This window comes from Rathayibacter tanaceti (assembly GCF_001634385.1).
In the GTDB taxonomy this organism is placed as follows: Bacteria; Actinomycetota; Actinomycetes; order Actinomycetales; family Microbacteriaceae; genus Rathayibacter; species Rathayibacter tanaceti.
The window spans coordinates 1-1,494 of the sequence record NZ_LIIN01000247.1 but is presented as its reverse complement, the minus strand read 5'-3'; the positions used below and the strand labels follow the sequence as shown (position 1 = coordinate 1,494).

The following is a 1,494-nucleotide window of genomic DNA, read 5'->3' as shown; positions in this document are numbered from 1 at the left end:
CGGTGGAGCGCGCGGCCTGTGCCTCCGCCTGGGCTCGGGCGTCGGCCTGGGCTTTCGCCTCGGCCTGAGCCTTCGCCTGGGCGTCGGCCTGAGCCTTTGCGTCGGCCTCCGCCTTCGCCTGAGCGGCCGCAGCCGCGGCGGCGGCCTCCTCGGCCTTGCGCTTCTCCTCGCCTGCGAGGTAGGCCGTCTCCACCTCGACGGACGAGTCCTTCAGCATGGCGAGCTGAGCGACGAGCTCCTGGGACTTCTGCTCCTGAGCCGCCAAAGCGTCCTGCGCAGATCGCGCCGCGGCGTCGGCGCTCGCGCGCGCCTCATCAGCCTCGTCCGAGAGCCTCCGGTGCTCGGTCACGGCGACATCGGCCTGCTTGCCGAGCGTCTCGGCGTTCTGCTTGTCGGCGAGGGCGTCCGCGTAGACCTTCTGCGACTGCTCCGACAGCTGCGTCATCGCGCCGAGCTGATAGAGGAGGTCGCCCGCATCCTTGCCCTTCGCCACCAGGCTCGCCGAGAGGTCGCCGCCGGCAGCGCGCGACAGGTGGGCGGCGAGCAGGCCGGCGCGCATCTTCGAGGTCTGCGCCTTGGCGGAGGCGTCGCTCGCCTTCGCCTCGAGCTCGGTGACGGCGTTCGCGGCGGCATCGAGAGCTTCCTTGGCTTGGCGCCAGCCTCGGCCTTCTTCATCGCGGTGATCGACTTCTCGTCGACGGTGGTCTGGAGGCCCGAGATCAGTCCGGTGATCGAGTCGATCTCGGCCTGCTTGCTCGCCTCGTCCTTCTTCGCGTTCTGCACGTCGTCCCACGAGGGGTACTTCGCATCCTCGGCGACAGCGGGCGTGATGCCGAGGGAGGCGGTCACGGCGGTGACGGCGAACGCTGCCGAGACGGTGAGCGGGAGGCGTCCCTTCCAGGCGCGCTCCCGCGGGGCCGGGGTGAAGCTGCGGGCGGTCGTCTGAGCATCAACCAAGGGTGACTCCTCGCGTGGCCATGAAGGGTTGAGCGTCGACGGCGGAGCCGTTGACGCGGGTCTCGAAGTGCAGGTGGCAGCCCGTGGACGCGCCGGTGGTGCCGACGGCCGCGATCTGCTGACCGGCCTCGACCGTCTGGCCGACCTGGACATAGATGCCGCCGGGCATGATGTGCGCGTAACCGGTGCTGATCCCGCTGCCGTGATCAATGAGGACCCAGTTGCCGTAGGTGCCGTTCGGGCCGGCGTAGGTCACTGTTCCGCTGTGGGCGGCGAAGATCGGGATGCCGCAGCCGCCGGCCATGTCGGTGCCGCGGTGGAACGAGGCGGACGAGCCTCCACCGGTGGAGATGCTGCCGCGCGGGCCGTAGGTGCCCGAGATGCGGCCGCTCGCGGGGCGGACCCAGCCGGAGTCGCTGACCGCGGTGGATGCTCCGCCGCCGGACGGGGCGCTGTAGCCGCCGCTGGAAGCGCTCGATGCCCGCGCCGCCGCCACGCGCTCGCGCTCGGCCTGGGCCGCGGCCTCGCGGGCCGCCG

General features: G+C 71.8%; 2 protein-coding genes and 1 pseudogene. 1 reads left to right on the top strand and 2 read right to left on the bottom strand.

Translation table 11 applies throughout. The features are described from left to right. Positions 1-559, bottom strand: a pseudogene (locus ACH61_RS15385) (C40 family peptidase); the annotation flags it as partial. Between the two features lie 90 nt (positions 560-649). Between ACH61_RS15385 and ACH61_RS15380 the strand changes: the two are divergent. Next, the gene (locus ACH61_RS15380) at positions 650-946 is read left to right on the top strand and encodes a hypothetical protein (RefSeq protein ID WP_068213743.1); all 297 of its coding nucleotides are present in this window, start codon (positions 650-652) and stop codon (positions 944-946) included. A gap of 3 nt (positions 947-949) precedes the next feature. Here ACH61_RS15380 and ACH61_RS15375 read toward each other — a convergent pair. Beyond that, on the bottom strand, positions 950-1,494 hold a 545-nt coding region (locus ACH61_RS15375), incomplete at its 5' end, for a M23 family metallopeptidase (RefSeq protein WP_153038949.1).